We start from the raw sequence: 25,926 nt of genomic DNA on the forward strand, positions 1-25,926 counted from the left end.
AAATGCAGTGAAGAATCTTATATAATTGATTGTAAAAGAGATTCTTCCTTCGTCAGAAATCGAAGATTCGACGTAGTCAATGACAAAAGCCAAATTATTTGAATTTTGAGACAGCCTCCTATATTGAAAATATTATTTGTATTTAAATTATTTTTTTATCCACCATTGGCTATCCTTACGATCAGAACGTTTTACCCCATTATCAAGTGTATAGGCAAATCCAATTCCCAGAGTCTGCTTCAACTGGGTCTTTTCAATCTGGTTATGATCATAAAGTACATCTAAGGTTATATTGGATGAAATATATTTATTAACTTTTAAATTCAGAATCGCTCCATAGGCTAAAACTAATCTCTCCGGATGGTCCAGGTAATTGGAAAAGACAGACGCTGTATTTGTCAAATGAATATCTTCCATAATTTTCAGTTTATACATAGCTGTTCCCAAGAAACCGAACTGCAATAAAGAAGAATCTCCATCGCTTTTCAAACCATAATTTCCTGCAATTTGAAGATCTTTATCCAGTACAAAAGTCCACCTGGCGTTGGTGGGTCTTAAAGTAACTGTTAAATTATCATCAGGCCTGTACGTGATACCCATACCGACATTCAGATAACCCGGTGCCATAAAATTGGATATTTTTTTCGCCTCTGGATTATTACCATCTTCATACCCCGCTGAAAACTGGGATTGTAGCCCTGCACCAAGAGAAAAATACCAGCTCTTGGAAAACTTTCTACCATAGTTTGTGGAAAGATTAATCACATCCTGGGTTTTTCGTACCCCTAATCCTTTGGTATCATTCTGTCCGTATCCCAGGATAATAATATTTTCCCAAAGATCTTTGTCTTTTTCATAAGTCAGGTTATAATTGGCGCCCACAAGCCAGCCAACGTTGTTAGCTCCACCACCAACCCAATTCGAAAAGGCAGCCTGATTGATCATTAAAGTGTTTTTTCCTAATACCGACCAGTATTTTACGGTATCTACCACTACGGAATCTTTTTTTAATTCTTCTTGTGCACTTGCATACATTCCGATAAAAAAGGAAAGAATCAATAAAAACTTCTTCATTACTCTAAATAATTTTCATTGCAAAAATATTAATATAATTTTTTTAAAAGGTAAATTCATACCACAAAGACTGTATTTTCGTCAAATTTTAATCTTATAATGGAAACCTTTAATAAATTCAATGCCAAAATAATAGACTCAAAAGTTAAAATTGATACCTTTTGTCTTAAAATAAGGTCCTCAGAATAAATTCATCGCCAAATTTTCCGAAATTTATCCTTGGCTTTTGATTTGACGTTAAATCTTCATGTTTAAAAATGTAATTTCCAAAAGAGCGATTATATATCCATTGCTGATGCTTTCGGCAATGTGGTTCGGGTACTTTTTACAGACACAAGGTTTTTTTGGAAGTTGCTTTGGAGCGATTATTCCTTTATTGCCGGAAGGTTTACTGGGAGTTGTCACATCTCCTCTTTTACATGGAAATATTGATCATATTATCGGAAATTCAATTCCCATTGCGGCATTGATGTTTTTACTATATCAGTTTTATCCTTTAGTAGCCAATAAAGTTTTTATCATTGGCTGGCTGGCCACAGGACTTTTAGTCTGGCTCCTTCCTCCTATTGATATTCTTACAGGTGAATATATGTATACTTGTACAATCGGAGCCAGTGGTGTAGTATATGTTCTTGCCTTTTTCCTGTTCTTCAGTGGAGTTTTCAAATGGAACACAAAATTACTTACCATTTCAATGCTGGTCGTCTTATATTATGGCAGTTTGGTTTGGGGAATGCTTCCTGAAGAATTATTCTATAACATGCAGGAGCCCAGCAAAATTTCATGGCAGGCTCACCTTTCCGGAGCTGTAGTGGGGAGTATCATTGCCTTTGCCTTTAAAAATGTGGGTGAAAAAAAGAAAAAATTCATTTGGGAATTCCCTAATTATTACAGTGAAAAGGATGATAAATTGTGGCAGGAATACAAGGAAAATCATCCTGAGGACTTCTTAGAACTACCTTATAAAAAAAGAGATGATATTTGGGATCATTTGGATGAATTAAGAAAGAGATAAAACTTATTTCACTACATTTGAAAAAAAACACACATGATTTCTGAAGAATACTTTTATGCAATCGCTCTCCGCGAATGTACTCAGATTGGTGATATCAACTTTAATAAGCTTGTCCGGACTTTTGGAAATGCTCGTGAAGCTTGGAACAAAGCCAAGAAAGAACATAAAAAAATTGATGGGCTTGGCCTGAAAACAGTTTCTGACATTGGAAATAAAGACCATCTGAAATTTGCAGAAAAGGAGTTGAAATTTTGTGAAAACAACGATATCCAAATCAGGTTAAAACATCTGGGTGAAATACCTTCCCTTCTTAATGAGTGTAATGATTCTCCGGCAATACTTTATCAAAAAGGAAATTTTGATGATTCCTTATCCAAAGTAAGTATTGTAGGAACACGCAATATGACGAGCTACGGACAACAATTTATTGAAGGTTTCTTTGAAGCCACCCAATCATCTCCATACGTTTCTATAAGTGGACTGGCATTAGGTGTTGATAAAGAAGTTCATGAGCAGTCAATTCGCTATCAAAAACCTACAGTAGCTATTCTTGCACACGGATTCCAATTTTTATATCCTGCCAGAAACAGAAAATTATCTGATAAAATTCTTCAGGAAGGAGGAGCATTAATTACTGAATTTTGTTCTTCACGAAAACCTGATCGGGAAAATTTCATTCAGAGGAATAGAATTGTTGCTGGAATATCGCCTTCAACAATTGTAGTAGAAACCGGATTTGGAGGCGGATCCGTAAGTACTGTAACATTTGCCAACGACTACAACCGGGATGTTTTTGCTCTTCCGGGAAAAATTACAGATGTATATAGCCAAGGCTGTAATCAATTGATTTTCCATAATAAAGCAACCGCTATTTCTACCATCAAAGATCTTGTTAATCTTCTTGGATTAAACAGCCCGCGTGAGAAAATTGAAGAGCTTTTTCCTTATAGCGAAACAGAAATACAATTAACTGATAATCAACAAATAATATTTCAACATATTAAAGATAACCCACAAATATCTTTAGACGATTTGTCACACGAAATTGCAATTTCTTCTCACAAAATTTTACCAATAATTTTAGAATTAGAGCTTTTGGGGAAAGTAAAATCATTTTCCGGGAGACAATTTATCACAATTTAAGAATTAACGTTTTCTTAATATTACATTATTTCACACATAACATTTCATTTTTAATAAAATTTAAACATAAATTATCGATTTAATAATATTTCGAAACATTATTATTTAATTTTTAGCAATCTTAAAATAGAGTGTTGTGAATCTTGAAAAAAAAATTAAATTTGTTGGCAATAATATTCAACCTTAATATATGGAACAATATAATATTGACCAGAAAATCCAAGAGTTTATTGCAAAAATTGAAGCAAAAAATCCTAACGAACCGGAATTCTTACAGGCTGTAAAAGAAGTTGCCGTAACAGTAATTCCATTCATTGCTACGAGAAAAGAATATAACGGAATGAAGCTGCTTGAAAGAATGGCTGAAGCTGAAAGAATTATTATTTTCAGAGTTCCATGGGTTGACGATAAAGGAGAAATTCAGGTTAACAGAGGTTTCAGAATCCAAATGAACTCTGCTATTGGTCCATACAAAGGAGGAATCCGTTTCCATCCTACTGTAAACTTATCAGTTCTTAAGTTCTTAGCTTTCGAACAAGTGTTTAAAAACTCTTTAACTACTCTTCCTATGGGTGGTGGTAAAGGAGGTTCAGATTTCGATCCGCAAGGTAAATCTGATATGGAAGTAATGCGTTTCTGCCAGGCTTTCATGACAGAATTATGTAAGCACATCGGTCCTGAAACAGACGTACCTGCAGGAGATATCGGTGTAGGAGCTAGAGAAATTGGTTACCTATTTGGACAATACAAGAAAATCAGAAACGAATTTACCGGAGTTCTTACAGGAAAAGGTCTTGCTTACGGAGGTTCATTGATCCGTCCTGAAGCTACAGGATACGGTGTAGTATACTTCGCTGAGCAGATGCTTAAAACTATCGGACAGAATTTCCAGGGAAAAACAGTAACTGTATCAGGTTTCGGAAACGTAGCTTGGGGAGTTATCAAAAAAGCAACTGAGCTTGGAGCAAAAGTGGTAACGCTTTCTGGTCCTGACGGATACGTTTATGACAAAGATGGTATCAGCGGAGAAAAAATTGACTATTTGCTAGAACTTAGAGCTTCTGGAAACAACAGAGCTGAAGACTATGTTAAAAAATATCCATCTGCCGAATTCCACGCCGGAAAACGTCCTTGGGAAGTGAAGTGTGATGTAGCATTCCCTTCTGCAACTCAAAACGAATTAGATTTAGACGATGCAAGAAAGCTAGTTGAAAATGGATGTCTTTGTGTAACTGAAGCTGCTAACATGCCTTCTACATTAGACGCTATCAATTATTTCTTAGACAATAAAGTATTATTCTCTCCTGGTAAAGCTTCCAACGCTGGAGGTGTTGCAACGTCAGGATTAGAAATGACTCAGAACTCTATCCGTCTTAACTGGACTTCTGAAGAAGTTGACGCAAGATTAAAGGAAATCATGATCGGTATCCACAAAGCTTGTAGAGACTACGGAAAAGACGAAGATGGTTATGTAAACTACGTAAAAGGTGCAAATATTGCAGGCTTCGTAAAAGTAGCAGAAGCAATGTTGGCTCAAGGAGTTGTGTAACATAAAAGACAAAGGTTGGGAAAAACTCCCGACCTTTTTTGATATAGCCTGTTCCCGGGATAATGGGAAAAAAGTAAAAAGTGAAAGGAGAAAGTGCTGCTACATGCAGCACTTTTTTTATTTTTATATTATGAAAAATACCTTCAAAAATATTGATGATTATATCCTTTTATTCCCTGCCAATATTCAGGAAAAGCTTCTTGAGCTGAGAAAGGCAATCCATGCCCAAGTTCCCGATCTTGAAGAATATATTGGGTATCAGATGCCTGCTTTTAAATACAGAGGAAAGCCTTTGGTGTATTTTGCGGGATATAAAAAGCATATTGGATTTTATCCGGGAGCTGATGGCATTAAAAATTTTGAGAAAGACTTTGAGAAAAGTGATTACAAATTCTCTAAAGGAGCTGTGCAATTTCCTATTACAGAAGATCTTCCTTTAAAACTGATCAGAAAAATTGTACAATTCAAAGTGGAGAAAATCGAACAAAAAAAATCCTGAAATACGTGATTTCAGGATTCCGACTAGTGTTTACTAAAGTACTATCACTTTTTCTTTTTAGTTTTCTTTTCTTCTTTTGTTGCTTCCGGCTTAGTCCCGTCTGTGGGAGAAGTAGGGCTTACGCTAGGCTCTGTAGCCGGAGTGGTAGGAGAAACCTCTGTCGTCGTATTTTGTTTTTGACTACTGGTATTCCAATCCGTTGTAGTCTGTGTAGTCTGCGGATTCTGCTGCTGTGTTTGAGTAGTGGTGGTGTTATTAGTCGTTTGATTCTTGGAGGGTTCGGCGGGCTTCTGTTGCTCTGTCTGGGCCGATACTGCGATTACGCCGACTAATGTAAACGCTGCTGTTAAAAATAACTTTTTCATAATGTAATATTTTAAATGGTTGTTTAAATTAAACGACGCTTTATTTATAAAATTATCTGTAAAAAGCTTATTTAACGCACTTTATAATTATTTAAGAAGATTTTGCAAAATATTTTTCAGTAAAAAAGCCTCTAAAATATCCTAAAAGAATGCTTGTTGGGGAATAAAAAAACTCCAGAAAAAATTCCCGGAGTGTTAAAAATTTTATGTTTTTTGCCCTAAAAAAATGACACAAAATTTATTTCATTGCGTTCTTCATCATTTTTTCTACAAACTCATAAGCAGCAGGACAAATAATTGTGTTTTTAAGCATCAGATTATTGATCTGGTAGATCTTTTTACGATCGGTATGGGGATATTCGCGACATGCTTTTGGCCTTACTTCATAGATAGAGCAAGTGTTATCATTATTCAAAAAAAAGCAAGGAAGGTTCTGCAATACTTTATCATTATCTTCATCTATTCTTAAAAATTTAACTTCGAAGTCAGCAGATTTCATACGAAGATGCTTAGCAATACGTTCAATATCTTTTTCAGTATATAAAGGGCCCGTTGTTTTGCAGCAATTGGCACATTGCAGGCAATCTATTTCTTCAAATACTTCATCATGAGTCTCCTGAACAATATAATCCAGGTTTTTGGGCGGCTTTTTCTTTAATCCGTCCAGAAATTTTTTATGTTCTTTTTGCTTTTGTAAAGCCTGTTTCTTATAAAATTCTAAATTCATTTATTCTTTGTTTCCCACCGAAACCGGAATTTCTTCTTTTTGATAATCATTAATTTTATCCAAATCTAAAACCGTAGCCAGGTTATCTTTATTAGGATAATACATAGGAACAAATTTGGCTCCATAAATAATTTCTCCAGTAATGTACGATGATCTTTGTACTACTGTATTGGAAAAAACTTCATCAAAGGCACGAACCTGTACAATAAGTTCAATATCCGTATTTTCAAAATCTTCTTCTGAAAAGCCATAAAATGGAGAATTTTCATCTATTTTGTGAACGATAGTCCAATTAAGAGCCAGTGTATTAATTTTACTTAATTGAGTTTCTAATCTATAAAAATTGCTCTTGGGAACACCATCTTCAATCACTTCAATGGCAGCAGATACAATAACATCTGCATCCGTCAATGCATTATTCTTATAAGGAGCTAACCTAAACATTAATGCACTTGTATCCTGAAAAGGGGCAATTACCGCTATATCGGAAAACCTCAAATAAGCTCTGGGTCTAGAAAATCTTCCATAGAAAAGCCCTGTTGCAATGGCAAAGGTAAGTAATCCTAAAAAAGCTTCAAAAGTAGCCACAAGGCTTGCCATAAATCCTACAGGAGCAATTCTTCCATATCCTACTGTTGTAAAGGTTTGAGAACTGAAAAAGAATACATCAATAAATTCATTGAGCGGATTGCTTTTATCAATTCCCGTAAGATGTTCTACTCCTATCAAATAATAAATCATTGCAAATACCAGATTAATCAGGATATAAGCGATTACCAGATAAGAAATAAATCGAAATGATGACAAGTTGAGCATCGTGTGATACCAGCTTAATCTATTGAAAACATTTACTCCCGTCCTTTGAACATTAGGGAGACCGTCTTTATTGATAAACCTACCTGATGCATTACTTCCGAAGCCACTATTATCCGTATTTTTCTGACGAATTTTTTTTCTGAATCCACGGGTCATTCTTATACTTTTTAAACTTTAGCACTCATAATCTGCATGCAATGGACCAGCGCAACCACCAGTCTTCTCCCTTTACCTTTTAAAAGACAAAGTTAAGAATAGAATCGATTTAACAAAAAAGCAGAAACATTTTAGTTTCTGCCATTATTATTCATTTGTTAAATATATCTATATCTTTTCTGCGGGTGATTCCATCACTGTTACACTTACATTACTCACGGATTTCACAATACCTGATTCTCCATGAATATTTGAAATAAAACCAGAGAAACTTTCAATAGGAAAAGCCCAGTAATAATGTCCGTCTGCAGGCGAAGGATAATTGGCAAGAAGATTTCCGGTTAATTTCATGGGCACAAAATACTCAACTGAGGATCCTTTTAACTTTGTCAGAATAGAAATAGTCTTTTTAGAATGTGCAGGTACAATAGTCTTGTAAGTACTGGTTTCTGTAATTTCTTCAGAACTTTCCTTACCGTCTGTCGTATCTCCTCCTACCACAACTTTGGTACTGGCAGACACTTTTGCAACCAATGGAATATCTATCGACACCGAAGCCCCTACTTCAAATGATCCGGAAACCGTACGTTTCCAGGAAGTAGAATATCCTTTCTTATAAGCATAAGTAACTGTAATCTCACTTTCCCGATCACCGTTATTAATGGCTTCTGTCGTATAGGCATCATCTGGTAAATCCACCCCGTCTGTCTTTACCTGTACCTGAGGGGTTCCTAAAACAACAGATACATCAGGATTAGCTGCCGTGTTGCGTGTATCTCCGTCTACAGATAAATCAGAATTAAAAATAAGCCCATCCGGAATCTGCCCGGAATACGAAAAAATATTTTTGAGCCTTGTCTTTTCACCGGAAAAATTAACGTCATACCCCATGTCTTTCAAGTGTTTTGCCTTAAAAGAAATCTTTTGGCCCTCATCAGGTATGCTGTTGTTTACCTTTAAGCCGGCTGGTAATTTAAACTCATCTACAATTTTCCACCCTTTTTGAAGCATTTCCGCTTCTGTCAACTGCGTTCTCTTAAAGCTAGTATAGTTTAGTTTTTCCGAATCATCATTCAATGAACTTACTTCATCTCTTGAACATGAAACAGAAACTCCTAATAATAAAAGAATTAAAGCAGAGTTGATTTTTTTACTCATTTTTATGATTTTTTAGTGTTTAATAATTAAATTTACAAAAACAAAGTCATTTTATAGCTTATTTTTGCGAATTAAATAATTTTTAACACTTCCCCCAAAGCCATTTTTTGTTTGTAGTACTATTCGTCATAAATAATGCTTTCATGAAATTTATCAACTTTCAAATCCGGTTTTTCTCCTGATTTACACTAACTTTGAAATATGAAAAAACTTGAATCAAGAGAGGATATTGAACACCTTGTTAATTCATTTTACAATAAAGTGGTTAAAGACGATACCATCGGTTTCTTTTTTAATGACATTGCTAAAGTCGACTGGGACAAACATCTTCCTAAAATGTACTCTTTTTGGGAATCTATTCTTTTTGGCCAAATGACCTACAAAGGAAATCCAATGGGAATGCATTTTCCCATCAATGAAATTCAAGCTATGGAACAAAAACATTTTGATCAATGGCTTGCAGTTTGGCGTACTACCATTGAAGAAAATTTTGTGGGTGAAAATGCCGATATGGCGATCTACAAATCTGAGAATATTGCCAAACTAATGGCCTTCAAAATGGAATTAGCCAGAAGACTTTAATTAATTGAGGAATCCGAGGCCCCGTATTTAAGGAACAATTACAGTAAAGATATACGCTGCTAAATTCACTAAGAGAACGGTTCCGTACAATATATTTGTTTTTCCTCTACTTAATGAAAGCATTACAATAAATACGGATAGCGAAAGCAATATAATATCTTTTTTATCCAACCCCAGCACTAGCGGAATATCATAGGTGATACACACTGCGGAAACAGCCGGGATAGTAAGCCCAATACTGGCCAAGGCAGATCCTAAAGCTAAATTTAAGCTGGACTGAATCTGATTGCTTCTCGCCGCTCTAATGGCTGCAACACCTTCCGGAAGAAGAACAACCGCAGCAATAATTACCCCAACCAAAGATTTAGGAGCTCCTAAGCTTCGCACCATGCTTTCAATAGTGGCGGATAATCCTTTTGCCATTAAAACAACAATTGCCAGGCAAATAACCAGAAAGACAAAACTAATCAGGGTTTTTGTAAGCGAAGGAACGTAATGCTCTTCCGGGTGCTCATCAGGAATCACAAAATAACTTCTATGTCTTACGGTCTGTACCATCAGAAAAACTCCATAAATAGCAAGGCAGGCTATTGAAATAAAAATAAGTTGTGCTTCATTATAAAAAGGGCCGTTGACACTTGAAGTAAAATTAGGAAGAACAAGAGTAAGCACCAGAATGGAAACAATACTCACCAGATAAGTCGTTGCCGAGGTTCTGGCAAAGAACTGCTCATGGTATTTAACACCACCAACCAGGATACATATTCCCAAAATCCCATTCAGAATAAGCATTACGGCAGCAAAAACGGTATCTCTTGCCAGCGTAATCGCCTGATCTCCACCGGCAACCATCAGTGAGATAATCAATGCAACTTCTATGATCGTAATACAAAGTGCGAGGATAATCGTTCCGAAGGGTTCACCTACTTTATGAGCAACCATTTCTGCATGATGTACGGCCGATAAAACGCTTCCAATTAATAAAATTCCGGCAATAATATCGTAAACCACACCACTCCCCATCAATCCGGAAAAGTAGTAACCTACCGCAAGGACAGGAAAAATGTAAGTATAATGTAAGAGTTCTTTTAATTTCATAAAGTGACTACAAAATACAAAAAATCTATAAGATTTGAAATATTAAAAGAAAATATTCATGATATCTTAATGGCACCAGAAAGTAAAGTCCTGAAAATCTGTCAGCATATGAAATAAAAGTCCAATACCCACAATTCTGATATTTCCTTTAAAGAAAAGCATCAAAACATACACTGCAATGGCATAATAAGAATGTAGAATATGAAAGCCTATACTATTTCTTGACGGATCAAAAATAGGATTGGCAAAAAGATGATCCAAATCTACCAGCATAGTAGCCAGAAGAATAAGATACGTTTTTTTCCAATTTTTACGATAGAAAACTAATGCAATAAATATCGGAAATATGAAATGTAAAAAATAATGTACAAACGTCTTCCAAAATAAGCAATCCATCATATCCTACCTTTTAAGTAATCCTGTCTCACCTCTTCATCAAGCTTTTCAATAGCATATCTCAGGCAGGTTCTTGGCATTTCTGTATAATACTTATTCAGATAATGGATTAATTCATTCCCATTCTTTTGCCCCATTTCCCTCAACAGCCATCCGTTTGCTTTATGCATCAGATCATGAGGATGCTTTAGATTTCTTGTTACAAACTCTTTTGTAAGTTCAAACGATCCTTTTTTCACATAATGCATGGTTCCCACTACTGCAATTCTCTTATGCCACATTTCTTCAGATTCAGAAAGGTCTCTTAGTAGATTTTCTTTTTTAGTTTCATAAGCATATCTGCCCAGAATTTTATAACAACTCGAGTCTACCAGATCCCAATTGTTAACATGGGACAAATGGTTTAAATAGAACTCTACAATCTCTTCCCTTATAGACAGATCCTTTGTTTTTTCAAACTTTGAGATCAGCATAAAAAGAGCTGTTAATCGATGTTCGTGATATTTCGAAGAAAGAAGTTCACTTAATTCTTTTAAGCTTATTTTTGAATAATATTCTTTGGCTACTGACCTTTGATCCGGCACTTTCACTCCAAGAAACAAGTCCCCTTCTCCGTACTCCCCTTTTCCGGTTTTGAAAAACTTTGGAAAAAACACTGCTTTCTCAGGAATGGACAAAACGGCAAGAGCTTCTTTTATTTCTTTGAGAATACTGCTCATATAAACTTCCACTAATTTGAATTATACTTTATTTTTTGTGTAACTCTAAGAATTTTCATCCAAAGAAATATGATCCTGCTCCGCTTCTTCTTTTACAATCTGTTTAGGATTTGCCACTTTTGCGATGGTAAGTCCCTGAACAATAATAGAAAATACCACTACACAATATGTAATACTGAGAATAATCTCACTGTATTCACTTTTAGGGATTGACATGGCTAACGCAATGGAAACACCACCACGAATTCCTCCCCAAACCAAAACCTTTACAGTTTGCGGGCTAAAACTTCTTCTCAAAGAGGTAAACTTCGTAGGCCCCCAGATTGAAATAAATCTCGCGAACAGAACGACCAAAATAGCCACTAAGCCAGGAATCATAAAATATTTCAAATCTTTGATCATTAAAAGCTCAAACCCGATAAACAGAAATAATACAGCGTTTAGAATCTCATCAATCAGTTCCCAGAATTTAATTAAATAATCCTGAGTAACAGATTTCATTTTGAAATTCCTGTTAAAATTCCCCATAAATAATCCTGCTGCCACCATGGTTAATGGTCCCGAAATATGCATTTGCCTTGCAATAAGATAACCACCCATCACAACAGAAAGAGTTACCAGCACAGAAATTATATAATCATCCACCTCACGCATTAATCTTGAAGTAACCCAACCAAGTAAAACGCCTAATAAAAGACCTCCTCCAGCTTCATGAAGCAAAAGCAATCCAATATTTTCAACACTAAGGTCTACTTCTTTCCCTACAGCCAATTGCAAAATAACAGTAAAAACAACAACCGCCATACCATCATTGAAAAGAGACTCTCCGGCTACTTTTGTTTCCAGCGATTTAGAAACCTTCGCCTGCTTCAATACACTTAATACCGCTACCGGATCGGTTGGAGAGATCAAGGCTCCAAAAACGAGGCAATAAAGAAATGGAAGCTTGATGCCTACATAGGGTAACAGATAAAACATACCAAATCCTACTACAAAGGTTGAAATAACGACTCCCACAGTGGAAAATATCACCACGGGCCTCAGTTGTTCCTTTAAATCGTTAATATTAATATGAATACCTCCTGCAAAAAGAAGGAAATTAAGCATCGCTCCCATTAAGACCTCCGTAAAGTCGATGCTGTCCATCAAATTATGAAGATGCCCAAAAGTTCTTGGAAGTATAGTTTCTCCAAACAGTACCAGAAAAATAGAAACCACAATAGCAATTACCATAATTCCGATAGTACTGGGAAGTTTTAAAAATCTATAATTAAGATATGCAAATATGGATGCCAGTACAATTAAAGCTGAGAATGAATAATATAATTCCACTAAGTGTTTTTTTAAAATTAAGTTATTGGTCTAAATAAAGTATTTTGATAAAGATCTTATTTCCGTCTTTATCCCAAATATCAAACATGCCGTTTTTGGCAGGTTTTGAATCTCTGGTATATTCTTTTCCTATATTCAGAATGTTCAGCAGAATGTATTCATCTCCTATAGAGTTGACGATATAGGCGGTTTTTTCGGATTTTCCATCTCCTGAATTCCTGATCCCCTCTGTAAGGGAACGAAACTGATTCAGATGATGCATAAAATTGTTCCCGTCTTTAAGCGAGTCATATGCTCTAAGAAGAATCAGCAAAATATCCAGATTAGTTGGATCTTTATCATACAGAGCTTTTCCCTGCTTTATACAATCTTCAAAATTGTTTTGCTTAAAAGCTTCGGCCAAATTTTTAAACCCTTCATCAGAAATAGTGATTTTATCATTTCTAAAGTTCCTTCCATAGTACAGATATTGTGCTTCTATACTATCTAATGATTTCGGATAGCCCTTATATTTAAAAATAAGCTTATCGTAATTGTATGGAGAATCAGGATTTTTAAGGCTTTTTTCAATCGCTTTCAAATCAATTTTTGATTTTTGGCTGAACCCAAAAACCGAAAACAAAATGAATAATAGGAAAAAGTAAGGCTTCATTAATTGTTGTTTTCTTCTTCGTCGTTATCGAAATACTCGAAAAGGAAATCGTTGTACGGAAATCTTGAAATGTGAATTTTCATGACTTCATCATAGATCAGCTTTTTCATTTCCGGAAAGTTTTCTTTCGTTAAAGCAGAAATGAAAACAGTCGGATATTTAGATTTTGCCATCCATGTCTTTTTCCACTCTTCAAGAGAAATATTTTTCTTTGTGCTCGGCGTCAAATCATCTTCATCCTTTTTCTCATAGCTGAAGTCATCAATCTTATTGAAAACCATAATCATAGGCTTCTGATGAGCATTAATTTCCATTAATATCTGATTGACGGATGCAATATGATCTTCAAAACTGTCGTGGGAAATATCCACTACATGGATCAAAAGATCTGCTTCACGAACTTCATCTAGCGTAGATTTAAAAGACTCAACCAATTGTGTAGGCAACTTTCTGATAAACCCTACTGTATCCGTAAGCAAAAACGGTAAATTCCCGATAACCACCTTTCTTACTGTGGTATCTAAGGTTGCAAATAATTTATTTTCTGCAAAAACCTCAGATTTTGAAAGAGAATTCATCAGGGTAGATTTTCCAACATTGGTATACCCCACCAAAGCGGCCCTTACAACCTTGCCACGATTGTTACGTTGGGTTGCCATTTGCTTATCGATGGTCTTCAGCTTATCTTTTAATAAAGTGATTCTGTCACGAATAATACGACGGTCAGTCTCAATTTCCGTTTCTCCCGGACCTCTCATCCCGATTCCTCCTTTCTGACGCTCCAAGTGAGTCCACATTCTCGTTAATCGAGGCAAAAGATATTGGTATTGAGCCAGTTCGACCTGAGTTCTTGCATAGGAAGTCTGCGCTCGTTGTGCAAAAATATCAAGAATTAGATTGGTACGGTCCAAAATCTTAACTTCCATTTCTCTCTCCAGGTTTTTAAGCTGTGAGGGGGAAAGTTCGTCATCAAAAATAACGGTTCCGATTTCGTTTTCTTTTACATATTCTTTTATCTCGAGTGCCTTTCCGCTTCCAATAAAGGTTTTGGAATCAGGCTGTGTTAATTTTTGGGTAAAACGTTTTTGCACGGTTGCACCGGCAGTGAAAGCTAAAAACTCCAGTTCATCCATATACTCCGTCAGTTTTTCTTCATCTTGATTTTGAGTAATAACTCCCACCAAGACTGCTTTCTCATAATTATGTTCTTTCTTTTCTAACATTAAGTTCTGTCTATGTTTGTGATTTTTACAAGATAATATTTTTCAGAAAAAAAACAAAATCAAATTTTATTTAATAACAATTTTTAATATAATTTTAAGCTGAATCCGGCATGAATTGATAAAAAAGCCATAACTTTATATAATAATTTTCTGATTTTTAAACATTTAAATTAAAAATTAATATCCAGACGATCATGATTACTCCTATCAGATGTATGATTATTGATGATGATGAACTGGACAGACTGGTTCTTCAGCATTACCTCAAACAGTATGACAATATAGAAATAATAGCTTCTTTCAATTCAGCAGAGAAAGCTATTCCTTATCTTGAATTTCCTGTTGACCTGTTAATTACCGAAACCAATTTAAAAGGAATGAGTGGACTTGAATTCAGAAAAATCGCCCATAAAATTCCGGCTTGCATTTTTATTAGCTCTCACCCCGAACAGGCTGCTAGCGTTTTCGAAATCAACACCTTAGATTTTATCACCAAGCCATTAATAGCAGAACGGTTTCATCAATCTATGCAAAGACTTTTTGATTTTTTTAAAATAAAAGAAAAGTGTGAATCCTTTGATGCTATGTTTGGAGAAAATCTTATCAAAATAAAAGAAGGGGGCAATATTTTTCAGATTAAAACAACTGATATCTTATATCTGGAAGCTTTAAAAGACTATACCCGAATCATAACTCCACAAAAGAAGCACTGTATTCTCGATTCCTTGGGCAATCTTCTCCACAAAGATTTTTTCGATTCTTTTGTAAGAATTCACAGAAGCTACGCTATTCCACGGTATCGCATTCGCGGGAAGAGCAGCCATGAAATCGAATTAACTCACAATATCAAACTTCCCATTGGCAGGGCCTACAAGAACAACCTTTCCTTTTTCAATCCTTAAAAAAGAAATTTATTTTCTGTGTCGTTAGTCGATTTTTTTTGCCATTAGTCGATTTTCCTGTCATCTCATTAAGATACTTGGTAATTTAGTGATCCCAAATTTCATTAAAAATTAAAAAAACAACTCATTAACTCTTTATAACTATTTTCAAAACAGGCACATCGTAAATACGATGAATTCTAGGAACACAGATAATACTTGTTACCGGGTTGTCTAATCCCCTCCCGGAGGAAATAAAAATATTTCTAAAAGCTGATAACCAGTCTAGATTTTTCAAACAAAAAGAAGTCCGCTACACAGCGGACTTTTGATATATAAAATGTACACTATTTAATCCCAATCGGCTGCTACAAACTTCATTGAATTTCCTTGATCATCTGATAAAGTTAAAAAATGTCCTTCAACAGAATATTTTGTCATATGATCAAACTTCTTCTGAAAAGATGTTTCCAATGCCATATCCTGACAGGCCTTCATCGTTCCGACGATATTAGAAATTTTCACTCGTCCATCCTTTTTAAACTCAGAAGTAAAAGACATTTGGTTACATCCCATATAAGCGCTCCCCTGGATTTTACCCTGGACAATATTAGCGGTCAAATTAACTTCAGCCCTATGATTAATCAGTTGATCTTTGGAAAAGCCATCAAAAGAAACAAGCATCCATTGTCTTTGAAGGTTGGGGTTTTTCTCAGGTATTGCAGAGCAACTCAAAACGGAACCGACCAATAAAATGGCAAAAAGTGATAATAGTATTTTTTTCATGCGGTTTATCATCCCATTTTCGTACCAATCCGGGACAGAATCTCGTAAAAATTAGTAAATTAGCGACACAAAATTATTTTATAAAATGAAAAGACTATTTCTACTATTCACTTTCTTGCTGAGCTTTGCTCAGATGAGGGCGGATGAGGGGATGTGGCTGCTAATGCTCATCAAAAGACTTAACGGTGTTGATATGCAAAAAGAAGGTCTACATCTGACGCCTGAAGAAATTTATTCCGTAAACAATTCCAGCTTAAAAGATGCGATCGTAAGTTTCGGTGGTTTCTGTACTGGTGAAATTGTTTCAGACAAAGGACTTATATTCACGAATCACCACTGTGGCTATGGTGCAGTAGCAGCAGCTTCTACACCAGAAAAGGACTATTTGAAGAATGGTTTCTGGGCCATGAAACAAAAAGATGAGTTCAACGCAAAAGATCTTTATGTTAGATTTTTAGTAAGAATGGATGATGCTACACAAAGAATCAATTCTAAACTAAATAACAGCATGACCGGAGCTGAGAGAAAAGCTGTTATCGATGCTGAAACAAAAGCAATCCAAACAGAAAATTCAGAAAACGGAAAATACACGGTAGTTGTAAAAGATTTCTTCAATGGAAATGAATTCTACTATTTCGTATACCAAGATTATAAAGATATCCGATTAGTAGGAGCTCCGCCTTCTTCATTAGGAAAATTCGGAGGTGATACAGACAACTGGGAATGGCCAAGACATACAGCAGATTTTACTGTGTTCAGAGTATATGCTGACGCTGCAGGAAACCCTGCTGAATACTCTCCAAGCAATACTCCACTGAAACCTAAGCATTTCCTTCCTGTTTCTCTTAAAGGAATTAAGCCGGGAGATTTCTCCATGATCTTAGGGTATCCTGGAAGAACAAACCGTTACCTGACTTCTTACGGAATTCAGCAAATGGTAAGCAGAGATTATCCGGCTTGGGTAGAAGCTTCTAAAACAGCAATGGATGTGATGAAGAAGTACATGGATAAAGATAAAGCTACTCAGCTAAACTATGCTTCTCAATATGCTTCTGTTGCCAACTATTGGAAAAACAGACAAGGAACAATTGATGCTGTAGACAAAAACGGAACGATTTCTGACAAACAAAAAATTGAAGATACTTTCAGAAAATGGTCTGCAATGCCAGGTAACGATGCTTACGATGGTGTTTTAGAAGATATTGATGCTTATTACAAGCAGGTTTCAGACAGAAATGTTGAAAGAAATTATGCTACTCAGTTTTCAAGAAATACAAAATATATGTCACTTGCTTTACAGGTAGGATCTGCGCTTAAAGCTTATGCTGCTCAGGATATGCAAGGAAGACTAGCTATGAAAGCTAAAACAGAAGCAGCGATCAAAGCGGCTTATGAAAACTTCAACCCAGCTTTGGAGGGAGAAATGCTTGCTGCAATGACAAGCCTTTACCAAGCCAGAGTAAAAAACAAAGAAATAGCATCTGCTACAATCCTAGGTTTAGATGCTAAAACAGTTTCTAATCTTGCTTATTCTTCAATTTTCGCGAACAAAACTTCTGCAACTAATTTCTTATTGAACCCTGATGCTTTAAAACTTGATGCTGATCCACTTTGGAAAACAGCAACCGGTATTGCAGCCGACCAAAAGATGATGGTTGAAAAATTTGTGAAAGTTGATGACAATTTTGCAAAAAACAGCCGACTTTTCTTAGCCGGATTAATGAAAGCTATGCCTGAGAAAAAATTCTATCCGGATGCTAACTCTACGATGAGATTAACCTATGGTACTGTTGATAAACTTCCTATCAGAAGTGACAGAAACTACTTCGGTATTACAGATAACTATTACACAGACATGACTGGTCTTGTAGGAAAATATAAGAAAGGTGATGAAGAATTTGATCTTCCTCAAAGAGTAATCGATCTTTACAACCTAAAAGATTTCGGACAGTATGCTGACGCAGCTGGTTATATGCCGGTAAATTTCCTTTCTAATAATGACATTACAGGAGGAAACTCTGGTTCTCCGGTTATTGATGGAGACGGGAACCTTATTGGTATCGCTTTCGATGGAAACAGTGAAGCATTAAGCGGTGATATCGTATTTGAACAAGAATGGCAAAAAACAATCAACGTAGATGTTCGTTTCGTTCTTTGGACAATCGATAAATTCGCAGGTGCAAGAAGAATAGTAGATGAGTTGAAGCTTGTAAGAAGTGAAAACACTCCTGCTGATACAAAATCTAAAAATTCTGGTACTACAGCAACACCAAAGAAAACAAAGAAAAAATAATCTTTTCTGATATATTTTTAAAACCGTGAATGTAATTTTCACGGTTTTTTTATTTTTGGAATCTAAATTCTTTTATCATGAAGCCACAAGCTATCCAATTTTCAGCCATTATAAAACAAAACGGAAACATGAATGCGGCCTATGTAGAATTTCCTTTTTCTACAGAAGAACTCTTCAACAAAAAAGGATTAATAAAAATTAAAGCTACATTTGATAATAAAGTGGAATACCGTGGCAGTCTGGCCAAGATGAAGTCTGACTGTCATATTTTAGGTTTAACTCAAGAAATCAGAAAACAGCTTGGAAAAACATTTGGTGATGAAGTTTCAGTTTCTCTTATTGAAGACAAAGAAGAACGAATCGTTGAAATTGCTGATGATATTGCTTTTATTTTTAATGAAAACCCCTCAGCAAAAGCTTTATTTGACAAAATGAGTTATACCCATAGAAAAGAGTATATCCGATGGATAGAAGAAGCAAAAAAGCAGGAAACAAGAGAAAACAGAAAGACTAAAATGATTCAAATGATTTTGGAAGGGAAAAAGGGAATTTAATACAGCTTTCCAACTTTATTATTTTTTTTTGTCAGGATTCATAAAAGAGCTCGACTATAGTTGTACATAGCAGTTATAACTATAAAATTCACTTTTATGAAAAAGACTTTTTTAAAAACAGCTGTATTTGCAGCGGGGATTATCACAACATTTACACTTTCTTCGTGTAGCGATTCAGACAACGATATGATGAACATGTCTGATCAAAAAACAATCACCTTCGAAAATGTCGTTACCCCAAAAGATTTTGTAGAAAGCGGAAGCTTTCAGGGAATAGGAACTCCACCAATTATTAAACCCGGACAATCTGTTTCTATCAAGTTCAGTGCGGGTAAAGCGCAATCGCTTATGTTTGCAACGATGTATGGAGCATCAAAAGACTGGTTTTTTGCTTCCAAACAACCAGGAATCAAGCTTTTTGACAACAATGGTAATGCAATTACGGGAGATGTTTCTTCCAGCGTTCTATTGTGGGACAACGGGACCAAAGATAATATGACAGGTCAGGCAGAAAGCAAACCTATCATGCAGGTTCCTAATGTAAATGCATCACAACTGATGAAGCTTAGTCTAGCTTATGATGATGTAAAATCCGAGTTCACTCTAACCATTACCAACACATCAGGAGGAAGTGCTAATGAAACACCTTTTTCTCCCGGAGTATGGGCTGTTTCCAACTACAATGGCACACAGCTATTAAACAGCACCCCATTCTTTATGCCTAATGCATTATCAAATCCTGAAATTACGGATATTGCCCAAATGGGAGACATTGCAAAGATGATGACAAAACTTAATGCCAACACAGGTATTATGACAGGGCTATCACCTGCATTAGTAGTAGTTTACCGCGGTGATAAAAACCCAATCTATGAACTGGGAAAAACAGATAATGGAATGGGATTAAAAGAAATTGCACAATTTGGAAATGTTACAAAACTTCAAAATAGCTTGAAAGCTTTACCCAATGTAAAAGGAGTATATGTTGCAGGAAATGCACCTGTGCCTCCAGGAAACAAGATCATGACCAGTTTCAAGACGGATCCGGGAGATAAAATTGCTTATGCTACCATGTTTGGGTTCTCCAATGACTGGTTTTATGCTAACGAGCAAATGATAGAAGCCAATACCAAAGGAGATATTACTTCAAAAACAACATTATTTGATTCAGGGACCGGAGTTGATCAATATCCGGGTGCCGGGAATCGCCAGGCTTTATTTGGAGGGACACCACAAAGTGAAAATATGGTCATTTCTAAAGTAGGAACGCAATATCCGGTTCCTGCCGTACAAAATGTAATAAAAGTAACAGTGAATTAAAATTTGTCAGAATCAGTATACATCAGGTTTCATCTTGATTGTTTTGGTTTATTAAATACCAGGCAGCTTCGCTGCCTGGTATTTATATTTAGTAAACTTTAAAAATTTTATTCTATTCGTTTTAAAAGGATTGCAATAGGCTCATCTTCTTTGGGTATAAAGATTTCTTTGTGTGCATAATAGCCAAGCAACGAACAATATAATTTTGCTGAACGTTTGGAACTTGCCAGAATATAAGGTGAATAATATCCTTTCTTATCAAAATACTCCAAAGTCCATTTAAAAATGTGTCCCCCATAACCTTGTCCTTGCTTTTCAGGATGTACTGCAACAAATGCCGGTTCCATACTTTTTTGAGCCTTCGTCATATCCAGTTGTATATCTCCTTCTTCGTAAAGCCAATGATAGCGGTTCGTACCTTCAGTTCCCAGTATTTCGTATACTTGCCGTTTAAATTCATTAGACGTTTGTGAATCATTACCCAACCAGGTCCAAACCAAAATAGCTTTTTGATCAGGGCTACAAAATATCTCCCCTCCTGAAATAAGCGTGTCCTTAACAATAGATTCGAAAAAATTTTCAAGTATTGTTTCGTCAACATTTTCACCAAATAAAAATCGGGTTACCTGATCGTGCAAAAAAGCTTTTGCCAAGAGTTTCCATTGCCAGGGCTCAGGTTTAGTAACCTTAACAGGATTATCAAATTTTAGTTTTGAAGGTAAGGTTTCGGTTGTGTTTTCCATAATAATATATTGAATTAAAGTGTTATTATTTTTGTAAAGTGATTTAGATATATGTTGGCTCTAATGAAAAGGCAGTATTTTGAACGCTATCCTGTAACAGATCTTCAATGAATCGATCAATAGTATCTTTTGATATACCAGGCATACAAACTAAATGAGCCAGATTTTCTTTTGTTGCCAAATTCCATTTTCTGCATACTGTGGCTGTTGGTTTAGGAAATACAACAGTAATTGCCTTTTCATTACAATAAGCTGTTATATTTCTTTCCTGAAGTTGTTTCACGGTATACTTCGCCAACGAAATAGATTCCAATGCTCTTTGAGCCAAACCTTCTTTTCCGTATTTTTTAATCGCATACCACAAAAATACCGGACTGTGCCCATTTCTGGAACCGGAAATCGTTGTATCTAAAGAATCTATATAAGGTATATATTTTCCAAAACATTCTTTATTATCTTTCTTTACAACCACTATTCCACACGGAAAAGGATTCCCAAGAAATTTGTGTCCGCTACACGAAATACTATCAATTCCGTTTTTAAAATCAAATTCCGAATTATCTTCTACAAGGGGAAGATAGGCCCCTGAAAGTGCTGCATCACAATGGATATAATGAGATTCAACAGCCAATTCCTGCAAAATGCATTTAATTGCTGCAATACTATCTACAGCTTCAGTCATTGTTGTTCCAATATTAGCAACAATAATTACCGGCAGATGACGGTTTTTCTCTATAGCTTCTTTCAGGCTTTCATAATCCATTTCTCCTTTATCACCACAACGAATCTCTATAGATGGCATATTCAATAGCCGGATGCTTTTCGATACACTATAATGTGACTCGGATGAATGATAAACAATACCTTTAGGATATAGCTCTCTGGCCATATATAAGCTGTAAAGATTTCCCTCACTACCACCATTGGTGACATACCCTGAGTAGTTATTTTCAGGGGCTCTGAATAATGCAGCAAAAAATGCTATAACTTCTCTTTCAAAAATAAAAGAATCCATTCCATGAGTTCTTTCAATAAAAGGATCACCTGCATTATTGAGGGAATAACGGAATAGATCATACAACATACTATAATCATAATCTGTTGCAATGGGATAGCCGATAGAACTTTGTACGTTTTCAGCGATTAGATTAAGGTAATTACTTAATTTTTCTTTTTCTTTAATTGTCATGCGATTTTTGATGTTAATATTATTATTTTGTGATTTTTTAAAATAACTACCTATCTCTCAAGCTATTAAAATAAAGAAGGTCTGACAGTATTCTGCCAGACCTTTTATTATTCTGAAATTGGAATTCCAAGATATTGTAAATAAGAATCCAGTATGGTTTTATCAAATACCGGTTCCTTAATTTCGGAGCCTTCCAAAAATTGTTTTACATTAGAACAATCCCAGACATATGTATTTTGGTAAAGTTCTACAGTAGATAATCCTTCATGCATATTATCTTTAAACAAGCTCGTCAATGGATACAGGCGGTTTTTGCTATCATCCTCCCATTGTTTTCTCCATTCTTTATAAGGAATGCCTTTCAATGTAAACGGATAATATTTTTTCATTAATCCAAAGAAATCTTCAAGGGTAAGATTTGTTTCCGGACTTGCAATCAAATTGAATTTTTTTCCAATAGCTTCTTTATTTTTTGTAATATGTGCCATAGCTTTAGTCATATAATCTACAGTAATCAAGCCTTCTCTAAGTTCAGTCAATGCAGGATAGGATTTGAATTCCACACAATTTTTAACCAAGCCGGACCACCATTGATAAGGGGCACTTGCACCTGTTTTACTATGACACATTGCATATCCAAGACGATAGGTAATTAATGGTAATCCTTGTTCTACAGCTAAATCTGCTACCGCTTCCATCACCCATTTACTTCTGACATACCCTATGTCTTTGCTCACTGACATTAAATTTTGAGCAATATCATCGGATTCCAGCATAACTGTTTTGCCTGTAAATACGTGTCCCCAACTGTAAACTGATATGGTAGATAATAAAGCAAGACATTTTGTTCTTTCAGCTCCGGCAAGTTTTATAATTTCTCGTAAGCCATCTACATTTGGAGCTTTCATATAGGAATAAGGCTCAATGAAGTTCACAGAACTTCCGGAGTGATAAATAAGGTCTGTTTTTTGGGCCAACATTTTAAAGGTCTCATCTAAAAGACCTAATGAAGGTAATGCCAGGTCCCCAATTACAGGAATGATCCTAGGTTTCTGCTCATTTTTTTGAGGAATATGATATTGTTTGAAACAGCGATCAATTTTCTCCACGGCATGAAACTCATCCTGTGCTCTTACCAAACAATAAACATCTGCAGTTGTAGTATCTAATAGCTCTTGTAAAAGATGAATTCCTACAAATCCTGTAACCCCTGTTAGAAATATAGTAGAAGGATTTTCAACCTGTTTAGGATCAAAACCTCCTGCAAAAGTAGTTCCGGGAGCCAGATACACATCTTGCTGCAAGGCTACATAGGGTTCTACATCTTCTACGGGTATCGCTCTGGCTTCTTTGGATCTGGCAATTAATACTTCTGAAAGTTCGTGCAATACCGGATATTGATAGATATCTCTTAAATAAACTTTCAAATCCAATCTTCTCTGTAAAGCCACAGCCACTACAGCTACCAAAAGAGAGTTTCCTCCAATATCGAAGAAGTTATCTGTAATATTAATAACAGGGCGCTCTAATTCTGCTGCCCAAATATCAGCTATAATTCTTTCTGTCTCATTAGTAGGAGGTTCAAATGAAACTAATTCGCTAGCTTCTTTATCCGCTAAATCTTTTAAAGACTGTGTATCTGTCTTACCATTTGCTGTCAATGGTATTTTGTCTATGAAAATTATCTGCGCAGGAATCATATATCCGGGAAGTTCTTCTTTCAGATAGTTTCTGACAGCTGTAACATCCTTTTCAACACCTGGTTTTAATACTGCAAAGGCAATAAGATATTTATTAGTGCCTGCTGTCTCTTTGGTAATAACTACAGTTTCTTTTATGGTCACATGCTGGGCAAGGGTACGTTCTATTTCACCCAATTCAACTCTGAAACCTCGAATTTTCACCTGATTATCTTTCCTCCATAAAAATTCAATTTCACCGTCCGGAAGCCATCTGACAAGATCTCCGGTACGATATAGCTTTTCATTTTCATTGAAAGGATTGATAGTAAATTTCGCTGCAGTAAGTTCTTCATTATTAAGATAACCTTTAGCAAGAAGATCTCCTCCAATATATAGTTCACCAACACCTCCTACCGGGACTAATTCCATATTCTCTGATAAAATATAGGCTTTGGCATTGGCTATGGGCCTCCCTATTGAAGACACATACTTTCCGTTGACATCCTTAACTTTTCTAAATGTAGCAAATACGGTACATTCCGTAGGCCCATAATAATCAATGAGCTCATAACTTAATTCTGTGGTTAATACCGGTTTTAATTTTTCTCCTCCTGTAAAAAGATATTTCAAAGCAAGATCTTTATAATTCCTAGTACGTTCTACAAATGAGGGAACAAGGACAGACGGTACAAAACCATGTGTAATTTTATTGATACGATAATATTCAACTAATGCAGAAACATCTGTTCTTTCTTCATTTTCTGCAACAAAAACGGTAGCACCAGAAGTAAGAGCCGACCAGGTTTCCCATACAGAAATATCAAAGGCCAACCCCGCAACAATTGTTAGACGTGAAGTATAATCCACATGGAAATGATGATTATGCCAGGTTACCAAATGTTGAATCGCCTGATGGCTCACCATTACTCCTTTAGGTTTTCCGGTTGATCCGGAAGTATAAATGGTATAAGCCAAAGCCTCTTGATGAATCTTGACATCCGGTTGTTGGGAAGAAAAATGATTGAGATTATTCAAGGTTTGAAGATCAAATATTTCAGTCTTATTATTTTGAGATAACCCTTTTCCTAAAGCCTGATTGGTGATAATAACGCCAGCAGCAGTATCTGAAATAATATATTCAACTCTTTTTATCGGATATGTCGGATCTATAGGGACATAAGCTGCTCCGGTTTTAATGATTCCAAGGACGGCTACTGCCCATTCTAAAGAGCGATCTAACCATACAGGGACGTATCCTCCTTCTTTTATTCCTTTTGCCAATAATGCATTTGCTAATTGATTGCTTTTTTGATCCAGTTCTTTATAAGTTATCCCTTCCCCTTGGTATACAACCGCGATATTTTCCGGATGAAGTTCTGCCTGTTTTTTAAAAAGTGATACCAAGGTTTCTTCCTGATGATAATCCCAGCCGGTTGTATTGAATCGGTGTAACAATTTTTCCTGGTCTTCAGGAGATAATAGTACAGAAGCCGCCAATGATTGCGATTCTAGTGTTGAAATTGCGTTTGTATTTGACATGTTAAATAGTAATTAGGTTAAAGTTTTCTATAGATATTCAATATCCTCCTAGCCCATTTATAAATAAAAACACATCCTAAGCACCCAGTTGAAGAAAACACAACTAACGGATGTACAGGATAAACACAGTTTATTGATTAAAAGTGTTATTATGTAGTTTTATAAAATAAGGACAGTAAAGATTCAAAGGATTTGCCCATTGAGCAAAACTATAAATAAGGCTTATCGCATTATTTATTGCTATCGGAAATAGTATGTAGAATATTCTTTACTCTTTCGAACTATTATATTCAGGCACTTAAGCGTCGTTTGTTAATTTAATTTTCATAATGTAATATTTTTAATGATTCGGTAATCAAATTTAACATAATATTTTTAGTAAATGTTATATAATTACAACCTCATATCACATAAATAAAAATTAATATCATTAAA

Annotated in this window: 24 protein-coding genes; 9 read left to right on the forward strand and 15 right to left on the reverse strand. The window is 35.6% G+C overall.

Annotated elements, in window-relative coordinates; translation table 11 throughout:
• Positions 1-147: 147 nt before the first annotated feature.
• Positions 148-1,074, reverse strand: coding sequence for a DUF3078 domain-containing protein (locus CW752_RS04925; RefSeq protein ID WP_101238647.1), 927 nt, complete (start codon positions 1,072-1,074; stop codon positions 148-150).
• A 247-nt stretch (positions 1,075-1,321) separates the two neighbouring features.
• On the opposite strand from CW752_RS04925, the gene CW752_RS04930 reads away from it, so the two are divergent.
• The 4 genes from CW752_RS04930 to CW752_RS04945 all read left to right on the forward strand — a co-directional run bounded on the left by CW752_RS04930 (position 1,322) and on the right by CW752_RS04945 (position 5,280).
• The gene (locus CW752_RS04930; protein WP_101238648.1) at positions 1,322-2,089 is read left to right on the forward strand and encodes a rhomboid family intramembrane serine protease; all 768 of its coding nucleotides are present in this window, start codon (positions 1,322-1,324) and stop codon (positions 2,087-2,089) included.
• 33 nt (positions 2,090-2,122) lie between these two features.
• Complete coding sequence (gene dprA, locus CW752_RS04935) at positions 2,123-3,232, forward strand: DNA-processing protein DprA (RefSeq protein ID WP_101238649.1); 1,110 nt, start codon at positions 2,123-2,125, stop codon at positions 3,230-3,232.
• A gap of 190 nt (positions 3,233-3,422) precedes the next feature.
• Complete coding sequence (gdhA, locus tag CW752_RS04940) at positions 3,423-4,781, forward strand: NADP-specific glutamate dehydrogenase (RefSeq protein ID WP_101238650.1); 1,359 nt, start codon at positions 3,423-3,425, stop codon at positions 4,779-4,781.
• 130 nt (positions 4,782-4,911) lie between these two features.
• Positions 4,912-5,280 (forward strand): iron chaperone, encoded by a 369-nt coding sequence (locus CW752_RS04945; protein ID WP_101238651.1) that lies wholly within the window; start codon positions 4,912-4,914, stop codon positions 5,278-5,280.
• A 44-nt stretch (positions 5,281-5,324) separates the two neighbouring features.
• Here CW752_RS04945 and CW752_RS04950 read toward each other — a convergent pair whose 3' ends face one another.
• From CW752_RS04950 to CW752_RS04965, 4 genes are all read right to left on the reverse strand, one after another.
• Positions 5,325-5,645 (reverse strand): hypothetical protein, encoded by a 321-nt coding sequence (locus CW752_RS04950; RefSeq protein WP_101238652.1) that lies wholly within the window; start codon positions 5,643-5,645, stop codon positions 5,325-5,327.
• A gap of 238 nt (positions 5,646-5,883) precedes the next feature.
• The gene (locus tag CW752_RS04955) at positions 5,884-6,372 is read right to left on the reverse strand and encodes a YkgJ family cysteine cluster protein (protein ID WP_101238653.1); all 489 of its coding nucleotides are present in this window, start codon (positions 6,370-6,372) and stop codon (positions 5,884-5,886) included.
• Entirely contained in the window at positions 6,373-7,344 is a 972-nt protein-coding gene (locus tag CW752_RS04960) for an ion channel (RefSeq protein WP_101238654.1), read from the reverse strand.
• A 168-nt stretch (positions 7,345-7,512) separates the two neighbouring features.
• Positions 7,513-8,502, reverse strand: coding sequence for a hypothetical protein (locus CW752_RS04965; protein WP_101238655.1), 990 nt, complete (start codon positions 8,500-8,502; stop codon positions 7,513-7,515).
• Between the two features lie 201 nt (positions 8,503-8,703).
• On the opposite strand from CW752_RS04965, the gene CW752_RS04970 reads away from it, so the two are divergent.
• Positions 8,704-9,084, forward strand: a complete 381-nt coding sequence (locus CW752_RS04970) for a group III truncated hemoglobin (protein ID WP_101238656.1) — start codon at positions 8,704-8,706, stop codon at positions 9,082-9,084.
• 27 nt (positions 9,085-9,111) lie between these two features.
• Here CW752_RS04970 and CW752_RS04975 read toward each other — a convergent pair whose 3' ends face one another.
• From CW752_RS04975 to hflX, 6 genes are all read right to left on the reverse strand, one after another.
• Positions 9,112-10,182, reverse strand: coding sequence for a calcium:proton antiporter (locus tag CW752_RS04975; protein ID WP_101238657.1), 1,071 nt, complete (start codon positions 10,180-10,182; stop codon positions 9,112-9,114).
• 66 nt (positions 10,183-10,248) lie between these two features.
• On the reverse strand, positions 10,249-10,581 hold the full coding sequence (locus tag CW752_RS04980; protein ID WP_228401623.1) for a DUF6122 family protein: 333 nt from the start codon (positions 10,579-10,581) through the stop codon (positions 10,249-10,251).
• Positions 10,578-11,297, reverse strand: a complete 720-nt coding sequence (locus CW752_RS04985; RefSeq protein WP_101238658.1) for a DNA alkylation repair protein — start codon at positions 11,295-11,297, stop codon at positions 10,578-10,580. Before CW752_RS04985 ends, CW752_RS04980 begins: the two co-directional genes overlap by 4 nt.
• A 45-nt stretch (positions 11,298-11,342) precedes the next feature.
• Positions 11,343-12,629, reverse strand: a complete 1,287-nt coding sequence (locus CW752_RS04990; protein WP_101238659.1) for a cation:proton antiporter — start codon at positions 12,627-12,629, stop codon at positions 11,343-11,345.
• A 22-nt stretch (positions 12,630-12,651) separates the two neighbouring features.
• The gene (locus tag CW752_RS04995) at positions 12,652-13,281 is read right to left on the reverse strand and encodes a DUF4919 domain-containing protein (RefSeq protein WP_101238660.1); all 630 of its coding nucleotides are present in this window, start codon (positions 13,279-13,281) and stop codon (positions 12,652-12,654) included.
• Positions 13,281-14,504, reverse strand: coding sequence for a GTPase HflX (gene hflX, locus CW752_RS05000; RefSeq protein ID WP_101238661.1), 1,224 nt, complete (start codon positions 14,502-14,504; stop codon positions 13,281-13,283). The genes CW752_RS04995 and hflX overlap by 1 nt, the downstream gene beginning before the upstream one ends.
• Positions 14,505-14,698: 194 nt before the next feature.
• Between hflX and CW752_RS05005 the strand changes: the two genes are divergently transcribed.
• Entirely contained in the window at positions 14,699-15,406 is a 708-nt protein-coding gene (locus tag CW752_RS05005) for a LytR/AlgR family response regulator transcription factor (protein WP_228401625.1), read from the forward strand.
• 330 nt (positions 15,407-15,736) lie between these two features.
• Here CW752_RS05005 and CW752_RS05010 read toward each other — a convergent pair whose 3' ends face one another.
• A complete protein-coding gene (locus CW752_RS05010; RefSeq protein ID WP_228401627.1) occupies positions 15,737-16,171 on the reverse strand; it encodes an META domain-containing protein in 435 nt (144 codons plus the stop codon).
• 85 nt (positions 16,172-16,256) lie between these two features.
• Here CW752_RS05010 and CW752_RS05015 point away from each other — a divergent pair, with 85 nt between their 5' ends.
• The 3 genes from CW752_RS05015 (at position 16,257) to CW752_RS05025 (ending at position 20,338) form a co-directional block, all read left to right on the forward strand.
• Positions 16,257-18,464 (forward strand): S46 family peptidase, encoded by a 2,208-nt coding sequence (locus CW752_RS05015; RefSeq protein WP_101238662.1) that lies wholly within the window; start codon positions 16,257-16,259, stop codon positions 18,462-18,464.
• 77 nt (positions 18,465-18,541) lie between these two features.
• Complete coding sequence (locus tag CW752_RS05020; RefSeq protein WP_101238663.1) at positions 18,542-19,018, forward strand: YdeI/OmpD-associated family protein; 477 nt, start codon at positions 18,542-18,544, stop codon at positions 19,016-19,018.
• A 96-nt stretch (positions 19,019-19,114) separates the two neighbouring features.
• A complete protein-coding gene (locus tag CW752_RS05025) occupies positions 19,115-20,338 on the forward strand; it encodes a spondin domain-containing protein (RefSeq protein WP_101238664.1) in 1,224 nt (407 codons plus the stop codon).
• 107 nt (positions 20,339-20,445) lie between these two features.
• On the opposite strand, the gene CW752_RS05030 is transcribed toward CW752_RS05025, so the two are convergent.
• The 3 genes from CW752_RS05030 to CW752_RS05040 all read right to left on the reverse strand — a co-directional run bounded on the left by CW752_RS05030 (position 20,446) and on the right by CW752_RS05040 (position 25,491).
• A complete protein-coding gene (locus tag CW752_RS05030) occupies positions 20,446-21,081 on the reverse strand; it encodes a GNAT family N-acetyltransferase (protein ID WP_101238665.1) in 636 nt (211 codons plus the stop codon).
• A gap of 43 nt (positions 21,082-21,124) precedes the next feature.
• Positions 21,125-22,270 carry a histidine decarboxylase gene (locus CW752_RS05035; protein ID WP_101238666.1) on the reverse strand — a complete coding sequence of 382 codons (1,146 nt, stop codon included), beginning with the start codon at positions 22,268-22,270 and terminating at the stop codon, positions 21,125-21,127.
• A gap of 107 nt (positions 22,271-22,377) precedes the next feature.
• Positions 22,378-25,491 (reverse strand): non-ribosomal peptide synthetase, encoded by a 3,114-nt coding sequence (locus CW752_RS05040; protein WP_101238667.1) that lies wholly within the window; start codon positions 25,489-25,491, stop codon positions 22,378-22,380.
• Positions 25,492-25,926 lie beyond the last annotated feature (435 nt).

It is taken from the genome of Chryseobacterium sp. PMSZPI, from assembly GCF_002835665.1.
Lineage (GTDB): Bacteria > Bacteroidota > Bacteroidia > Flavobacteriales > Weeksellaceae > Chryseobacterium.